The organism is Mesorhizobium sp. M2A.F.Ca.ET.067.02.1.1, assembly GCF_004023285.1.
In the GTDB taxonomy this organism is placed as follows: domain Bacteria; phylum Pseudomonadota; class Alphaproteobacteria; order Rhizobiales; family Rhizobiaceae; genus Mesorhizobium.
Genome location: NZ_RZSB01000226.1, coordinates 1 through 8050, shown reverse-complemented (window position 1 = coordinate 8050; position 8050 = coordinate 1). Strand labels below are relative to the sequence as shown.

Below are 8050 nucleotides of genomic sequence, written 5' to 3'. Positions count from 1 at the left end.
GAATATGTCTTTGCGCTGAGCTGGGAGCCGGCCTTCTGCGAGACCAAGGCAAGCAAGCCCGAATGCAAGGCGCAGAATCCCACCGAGTTCGATGCCTCGCATTTCACGCTGCATGGATTGTGGCCGCAGCCGAACGGCAATTTCTATTGCCAGGTGCCGGCGGCCGACAAAGCCAATGACAATCCGGCGCATTGGGGAGATTTGCCGCCGGTAAAGCTCGACGCGAACACGCGCGCCGAGCTCGACCAGGTGATGCCAGGCACCGCCTCCAAGCTGGAGCGGCATGAATGGATCAAGCACGGCACCTGCTACGGCAAGAGCCAGCAGGAGTATTTCTCCGATGCGCTCAATCTGATGCGGGCGGTGAACGCTTCCCAGGTGCGCGATCTCTTCACCAAGAACATCGGCAAGCAATTGACCTCCGACCAGATCCGCGGCGCCTTCAACGCGGCCTTCGGCGCCGGCGCCGGGGACCGCGTGCGCGTCTCCTGTCTGGTCGACCCGTCGAGCGGCCGGCGTCTGATCGGCGAGATCACGCTCGGCCTGTCAGGCCCGATCGGGCCCGACAGCAAGCTCGCCGACCTCCTCATGGCGTCCGCGCCGACAGCCAAGGCCGGCTGTCCGAAGGGGACGGTCGACGCGATCGGTTTCCAGTAGGCGGGATTGATTGAGCAGGCCGTTCTTGGTCAGGCCGATCTGGGCGTCGCCTGGATGATGATCGGCTCGCTGCCTGGTTCGCCGACTACGCGGTCGCGGCCGCTGAATTTGGCCTTGTAGAGACGCTGATCGGCCAGCGCGAAGATGTCGGCCAGGGAGCGTGTCGTCTCGCTGACGGTGGAGACGCCGGCGCTCACCGTGATGTTGAAGCGGGCAGTATGCCCCGAGGTCTTGGTGGCGTTCCTGATGGTCTCCCCGAGCAGCCTGGCGGGCGCGTGCGACTGTTGCGTCAGTATGGCGAATTCCTCGCCGCCGATCCGGAACACCTGATCGTTGCCGCCGATCGTCTCGGCCAGCAGCACGGCCATCGATTTCAACACCTTGTCGCCCTCGGCGTGGCCGAAGCGGTCATTGATCGACTTGAAATGGTCGACGTCGACGATGAGGAGGCTGAGCGGCTTGCCCATCCTGATGGCGGCCGTGACCGCGGATTCGCCGTCGGCATCGAAGCTGCCGCGATGCAGCAGGCCGGTAAGACCGTCGCGGCCGACATATTTGACCAGGGCCTCATAGCGTTCGCGATAGGTGAGGGTGTCGAAGATGTCGGAGAGGCCGCGCGGTACGGCGACATCATTGTCCTCGATCCATTTGAGATAGGCTATGAGCATGCCGCTATAGGCAAGCGCGGCGCCCATCTTGGCGAGCCAGCCCCCGAAGAAGACCTCGATCGGCGCGCCGGCGACGAAATGCAGCGCGGTGAAGAAGCCGGCCTGATCGAAGGTGAGCACGCAGGCGACCGATGCTAGGATGCGCATGAACGGCCTGGCGCGCAGATAGGCGCCGAGCTTCTCGTAGAGCAGGATGATCAGGATGGCGTCGATGAAGAGCAGCGAGGTGCCCCACACCATCAGCCAGCCCATCTCGTCGATGAAGGCGATGTCGGGCATCCTGCCGTCGGGAAGCGGCGAAACGGCGTGCAGCCGCAGGATCAGCACCAGGCCGATCATCAGCGCGTTGCCGAGCAAAAGACCGTAGATCGGCTGCCGGACGGTCGCCGCATCCTCCTTCATGTAGAGCAGTAGGATCATCACCAGCTTGCCGGAGAACAGCACGGCGGAGCCCGGCGACACCAGCCCGAACGGCAGCGCGACATAAAAGACGCTGGCGAGGTAGGTTTCGAGGAAGTGCATGACGCCGAGCGCGCAGATGAACACGCCAAGTCCGATGCGTCGCCGGAAGCGGAAAAGCGTGACCATGGCGCCGAAATACAGAACCGCTTCGGCAAGGAGCAGGGCACCGTTCAGCACGTCGTCGATCCGATCTTTCCCCGAAACCGCGGCATGGCCGCCAATTTGCCAACCTATTAGCGTTTTGAAGGCGAATGGTTAACCGCTGATTTCAAGCCATGGCCGGCGGCGGTGAAAAGCTATGGACGGAGTGGGACCGCAAAACCGGCGAATGCGCGCCGTTTGACGGCCTGCGCGCCGAAAGCGATTGCCGTGCAGCGCTTCATCGCCTACATAGCGCGCAACCCCCATTCACTTTGACACTTCAGTTTCCAGGGAAAGCGCGCGTGGCTCGCCAGTTCATCTATCACATGTCAGGCCTGTCGAAGGCCTATGGCACCAAGAAGGTGCTCGATAACGTTCACCTGTCCTTCTATCCGGACGCCAAGATCGGCATCCTCGGCCCCAACGGTTCGGGCAAGTCGACGATCCTGCGCATCATGGCCGGGCTCGACAAGGAATTCCAGGGCGAGGCGTGGCTGGCAGAAGGCGCGACCGTCGGTTACCTGGCGCAGGAACCGCAGCTCGACAACACCAAGACCGTGCGTGAAAACGTCATGGACGGCGTCGCCAGGAAGACCGCCATCATCGAGCGCTACAACGAGCTGATGATGAACTATTCCGACGAGACGGCCGACGAGTCGGCCAAGCTCCAGGACGAGATGGACCGCCTCAATCTGTGGGATCTCGAGCAGCAGGTCGAGATGGCGATGGACGCGCTGCAGTGTCCGCCGCCGGAGTCCGAAGTGACCAACCTGTCGGGCGGTGAGCGTCGCCGCGTGGCGCTTTGCCGCCTGCTGCTCGAACAGCCCGACCTCTTGCTGCTCGACGAACCGACCAACCATCTCGACGCCGAGACCACGCAGTGGCTGGAAAAGCATCTGCGCGACTATCCGGGCTCGGTGCTGATCATCACCCACGACCGCTACTTCCTCGACAACGTCACCGGCTGGATCCTCGAGCTCGATCGCGGCCGCGGCATTCCTTACGAGGGTAACTACACCAAATATCTCGACGCCAAGGCCAAGCGCCTGATCCAGGAAGGGCGCGAGGACGACGCCCGCCAGAAGTCGATCTGGCGCGAGCGCGAGTGGATCCAGTCCTCGCCCAAGGCGCGCCAGACCAAGTCGAAGGCGCGCATCAAGGCCTATGAGGAATTGGTCGAGCAGTCGCAGAACCGCAAGCCGACCGACACGCAGATCGTCATCCCGGCGAGCGAGCGCCTCGGCAATGTCGTCATCGAGGTCGAAGGCCTCAACAAGGGCTTTGGCGACGAGCTCCTGATCGAGAACCTGTCGTTCAAGCTGCCGCCGGGCGGCATCGTCGGCGTGATCGGCCCGAACGGCGCCGGCAAGACGACGCTGTTCAAGATGGTAACAGGGCAGGAAAAGCCGGATGCCGGCTCGATCCGCATCGGCGAGACGGTCAAGCTCGGCTATGTCGACCAGAGCCGCGACGCGCTCGACCCGAACAAGACGGTGTGGGAAGAGATCTCCGGCGGCGCCGAGGTCATCAAGCTCGGCAAGCACGAGGTCAACAGCCGCGCCTATTGCTCGTCCTTCAACTTCCGCGGCGGCGACCAGCAGCAGAAGGTCGGCAACCTTTCGGGCGGCCAGCGCAACCGCGTCCATCTGGCCAAGATGCTGAAGGGCGGCGGCAATGTGCTGCTGCTCGACGAACCGACCAACGACCTCGACACCGAAACGCTGGCCGCGCTGGAAGATGCGCTCGAAGCCTATGCCGGCTGCGCGGTCATCATCAGCCACGACCGCATGTTCCTCGACCGCATGGCCACGCACATGCTCGCCTTCGAGGGCGACGCGCATGTCGAATGGTTCGAAGGCAATTTCGAGGAGTATGAGAAGGACAAGCTGCGCCGCCTCGGTGCGGAAGCGGCGGCGCCACACCGCATGACGCACAAGCGGCTGACAAGGTAGCATCGGTCCGAAGGGGCGGCGAACAGAGCGAGGGTCTCAAATGGCTGACTGGTCCGCCGCCCAATATCTGAAGTTCGAGGATGAGCGCACGCGGCCCGCGCGCGACCTCGTGGCGCAGGTGCCGGTCGATTTTCCGCGCCGCGTCGTCGACATCGGCTGCGGTCCGGGCAACTCGACCGAACTTCTGGTCGAGCGCTGGCCGGACGCTCGGGTCAGCGGTTTCGACACCTCGCCCGATATGCTCGAAAAGGCGAGGGCGCGGCTGCCCAATGTCAATTTCGAGCTGGCGGACGCCGCCAAATGGCAGCCCGAGCATCCCGTCGACGTGATCTTCGCCAATGCCGTCTTCCAGTGGCTGCCGGAGCACCCGGCGGTGTTCCAGCGGCTGATTGGACTTCTGGCGCCGGGCGGCGCCCTGGCCGTGCAGATGCCGGACAATCTCGGCGAGCCCTCGCACCAGCTGATGCGCGAGACCGCGGCGGAAGTGCCGTTTGCGGCCAGGCTCAAGGGCGCCGCGCGCGGACCTCTGCCGCCGGTGTCCTTCTACTACGATCTGTTGTCGCCGCTCGCCGACCGGCTCGACATCTGGCACACGATCTACAACCATCCGCTGGCCGACGCCGAAGCGATCGTCGAATGGGTCAAGTCGACGGGGCTGAAGCCCTTCCTCGATCCGCTCGATCCGAATCAGAAGAAAGTGTTCCTCGACGGCTATACCGCCAAGATCGCCAAGGCCTATCCGAAAACCGCGAACGGCAAGGTGCTGTTGCGCTTCCCGCGTATCTTCATCGTCGCCAAACGCGCTTGAGCATCCACCACCTGAATGCCAGCGATGGTTGTCGAATTAAGCTGGAATAAACCGGGCAAATGCGACAAGTGTAGCGCCTCGCCTCGGCACCACTTGCCTCCCCTCGGACGGATTGGACATGCATCGCGTCATCATCAGCGGCATCGGCGCCGAAATCCCTGAACCCGTCATCACCAATGAGGAGCTGGTCGCAAGCTTCAACAGTTGGGTCGACACCGAGAATGCGCGGCGCGCCGACACCGGCGAGCCGCTTTTACAGAAATCGGACAGCGATTTCATCGTGCATGCCTCGGGGGTCAAGAGCCGTCATGTTATCGAGCGCGAGGGAATCCTCGATCCGACTCGCATGTCGCCGCGCATTCCGGCGCGGCCGGACGACGCGCTGTCATTGGAGGCGGAGTTCGGCATCGCCTCGGCCAGGAAGGCGCTTGCCCATGCAGGCGTCGATGGGTCAGACATCGACCTGGTGATCTGCTCGGCCTCGCACCATCAGCGGCCCTATCCGGCCATCGCCATCGAGATGCAGGAGGCGCTGGGCACTAAGGGGGCCGGCTTCGACATGGGGCTGGGCTGCTCTTCGGCGGCAGCCGCGCTGCATGTCGCCGTCAACCTGGTGAGGGCAGGGGCGCACAAACGTGTCCTGGTGTCGACGCCGGAAATCATCACCGGCCATCTCAACTTCCGCGATCGGCAGACGCATTTCATCTTCGGCGACGCCTCGGTCACCATGGTCGTCGAGGGACTGGCGCAAGGCGAGAAGCGGCCGGGGCGTTTCGAGGTGCTCGACACACGCACCTGGACGCAGATGTCGAACAACATCCGCACCAATCTCGGCTATTACACGCGCACTGCCCAGGAGGATCCCTACATGATCAACCTGGAAGGCAATCTCATCAAGCAAGTCGGCAACAAGGTGTTCAAGGAAGTCACGGTTGCCGGGCAGAAGTTCATCGTCGAATTCCTGGCCGAGCACGGGCTGACACCGGGGGGCATCCGCCGCTTCTGGCTGCACCAGGCCAATGCGCGCATGAATGCGATGATCCTGAAATTGTCCTTCGGCCATGACGTCGACCATGACCGCGCGCCCATGGTGCTGGAGCGGCTCGGCAACACCGCCGGCGCCGGCGCAATCGTGGCGCTTTCCGAGAACCATGCCGACATGAAGGCTGGCGATTTCGGCCTGATCTGCGCCTTCGGCGCCGGCTATTCGATTGGGGGCGCGCTGCTCAGAATGCTGTAAAGCCATCCCGCCGCGTTACGCCGGCGCGAACGGCACCAGCATCGGCACGCGCCTGGCGTAGTCGTCATAGGCCGGGCCGAGTTCGCCGCGCAGGAAGCTTTCTTCCAGCCTCGCCTTGACGACGACGCCGACAAGCAGCAGCGCCGCGCCCGCGATACCCCATATCGTGCCTTTGACGGCCGCCGTGGCGAGGATCGACAGCAGCAGGCCGGTGTAGATCGGGTGGCGGACGAGGCCATAGGGGCCGGTATCGACCACGCGATGATCGGCCTTGGCGGTGACGTTGGCCGACCACAGCCGGCCGAGATGAAGGCGCGCCCACCAGGCGAAGGCGATGCCGATAGCAATCAGCGCAACGCAGATCCAAGCCTCGGTGAGCGTCGGCGTCCAGAGCCGCAGCCTGCCGACATAGCCGTGCGCCGGCACGAACATCAGCACGGTGCCGGCAAGCAAAAGGACACGATAGCGCGCCTCCGACTTGAGATCGGCGCGCTTTTGCGCGGGATCCGCCCAGGCAGCAGCAAGGACCCAGGACACCACCCAGAACAGCCAGAGTGCTGCGATTGCGTGTCCAACCTGCATGATCGAGCCTCCTCCCGATTGCGCCATCATTTAGGGGAGCGTCGCGGCGGCAATGCGACGTGTGGTGCGGCGGTGCCGGCGTTTTTGGTAATAACGTCGTGATCGCCATCAAGCGGCGTGATCGGATCATCAGCGCTTTCGACTGGACCGCATTCTTCGGCACCTTTAGACCAGCGGCATGCAGGAAACGAACCTGGAACTTTTTCCCATGGCAGAACCGATGGTTGACATCGTGCCGGGCCGCAAGCTCGCTGCCAAAGCAGCGGCGCTCTATGCAGCTCCGCACGATCATTTCGAGACGAGGGCGGTCGAGGAACTGCGGCTTGGCTTCGACGGTATCGCAGGCGACTTTCATGCGGGGGCAACCCGGCGTTCGGGCGGGCGCGAGCCCTGGTATCCGCGCGGCACCGAGATGCGCAACGAGCGGCAATTGTCGGTGGTCGCCGCCGATGAACTTGCCATTGTCGCGCAGCGCATGGGCCTCGCGGAGATCAAGCCGGAGTGGGTCGGCGCCAATCTCGTGGTCGAAGGCGTGCCGCATCTGTCGATGCTGCCGGCCGGCTCGCTGATGTTCTTCAAGGGTGGCGTGACGCTCAAGGTCGATGGCCAGAACAAGCCGTGCCGCTTTGCCGGACAGGCGATCGCCGAGCATGTCGGCGCCGTAGATACCGATGGCACCGCGCTGCTCTTTCCCAAGGAGGCGAAACGGCTGCGCGGCCTCGTCGCCTGGGTCGAGAAGCCGGGCGTCATCAGGGCCGGCGAGGAGATCTCGGTGCGGGTGCCGGAGCAGTGGATCTACGCCTGAGGCATGCTGATATTCAGGTGAGGCCGGCCTGCGAACGGCGGTTTCCTGTGCTTCCGGTGCTCACGTACCCAAAAGTACGCTCCGCGCCGGTTCTCGGAATCCACCGTTCTCGACTCGCCCTGACCTGAATCTCAGCATACCTCGGCCGGTTTAGGTCCGGCCGAAAGAGTTTTAGCCTTTCCGGTTCTTGTTGGCGCCTTGCGCCATCACCGAGACATGGTCCCATTTTTCCCAGATGGCGATGCGGTTGGCGTATTCCTGCCGGATCATCGGCAGGCCGCCATCGCCGAAGAAGACCCTGAGCGGCGGCTCGGCGGCATCGACGATCGCCAGCATTGCCGGGCCGGTTGCTTGCGGATCGCCGGCGACCGAACGGCTGCGACGTTCGGCCATCGCCGCGCGGACCGGCTCATAGACGTCCATCGGCTTGGAAACCTTGGCCGACGGTCCGGCCCAGTCCGTGGAGAAGCCGCCCGGCTCGACCAGGGTCACGTGGATACCGAACTGGGCGACTTCCTGGCTGAGCGACTGGCTGAATGCCTCCAGCGCCCATTTCGAGGCGTGGTAGAGGCCGATCGAGGCGAAGGCGTTGACGCCGCCGATCGACGAGATCTGGATGATGTGACCGGAGCGCTGCGCCCGCATGATGGGCAGCGCCGCCTGGGTGACCCAGAGCGCGCCGAACACGTTGGTCTCGATCTGGTCGCGCGCTTCCTGCTCGGAGACTTCCTCGAT

The 8050-nt window shown here is 63.8% G+C and carries 8 protein-coding genes; 5 read left to right on the top strand and 3 right to left on the bottom strand.

Features of this window, described 5'->3' with window-relative positions; translation table 11 throughout:
- A partial coding sequence (locus tag EOA28_RS16945; RefSeq protein ID WP_128315069.1) for a ribonuclease occupies window positions 1-657 on the top strand: 657 nt, incomplete at its 5' end.
- A gap of 29 nt (window positions 658-686) precedes the next feature.
- On the opposite strand, the gene EOA28_RS16940 is transcribed toward EOA28_RS16945, so the two are convergent.
- Window positions 687-1964, bottom strand: coding sequence for a GGDEF domain-containing protein (locus EOA28_RS16940; RefSeq protein ID WP_127250680.1), 1278 nt, complete (start codon window positions 1962-1964; stop codon window positions 687-689).
- A 266-nt stretch (window positions 1965-2230) separates the two neighbouring features.
- Here EOA28_RS16940 and ettA point away from each other — a divergent pair, with 266 nt between their 5' ends.
- The 3 genes from ettA (at window position 2231) to EOA28_RS16925 (ending at window position 5928) form a co-directional block, all read left to right on the top strand.
- Window positions 2231-3880, top strand: coding sequence for an energy-dependent translational throttle protein EttA (gene ettA, locus EOA28_RS16935; RefSeq protein ID WP_126060051.1), 1650 nt, complete (start codon window positions 2231-2233; stop codon window positions 3878-3880).
- A gap of 40 nt (window positions 3881-3920) precedes the next feature.
- Window positions 3921-4688, top strand: coding sequence for a trans-aconitate 2-methyltransferase (tam, locus tag EOA28_RS16930; RefSeq protein ID WP_127250681.1), 768 nt, complete (start codon window positions 3921-3923; stop codon window positions 4686-4688).
- Window positions 4689-4806: 118 nt separating this feature from the next.
- Window positions 4807-5928: a beta-ketoacyl-ACP synthase III gene (locus EOA28_RS16925; protein WP_127250682.1), complete on the top strand. Its 1122-nt coding sequence runs from the start codon at window positions 4807-4809 to the stop codon at window positions 5926-5928.
- 15 nt (window positions 5929-5943) lie between these two features.
- On the opposite strand, the gene EOA28_RS16920 is transcribed toward EOA28_RS16925, so the two are convergent.
- Window positions 5944-6510 (bottom strand): isoprenylcysteine carboxylmethyltransferase family protein, encoded by a 567-nt coding sequence (locus EOA28_RS16920; RefSeq protein ID WP_127250683.1) that lies wholly within the window; start codon window positions 6508-6510, stop codon window positions 5944-5946.
- Between the two features lie 178 nt (window positions 6511-6688).
- Between EOA28_RS16920 and EOA28_RS16915 the strand changes: the two genes are divergently transcribed.
- Complete coding sequence (locus EOA28_RS16915; RefSeq protein ID WP_127250684.1) at window positions 6689-7315, top strand: MOSC domain-containing protein; 627 nt, start codon at window positions 6689-6691, stop codon at window positions 7313-7315.
- Between the two features lie 171 nt (window positions 7316-7486).
- On the opposite strand, the gene EOA28_RS16910 is transcribed toward EOA28_RS16915, so the two are convergent.
- Window positions 7487-8050 (bottom strand): SDR family NAD(P)-dependent oxidoreductase (locus EOA28_RS16910; protein ID WP_128315068.1); only part of this gene is annotated, 564 nt, incomplete at its 5' end.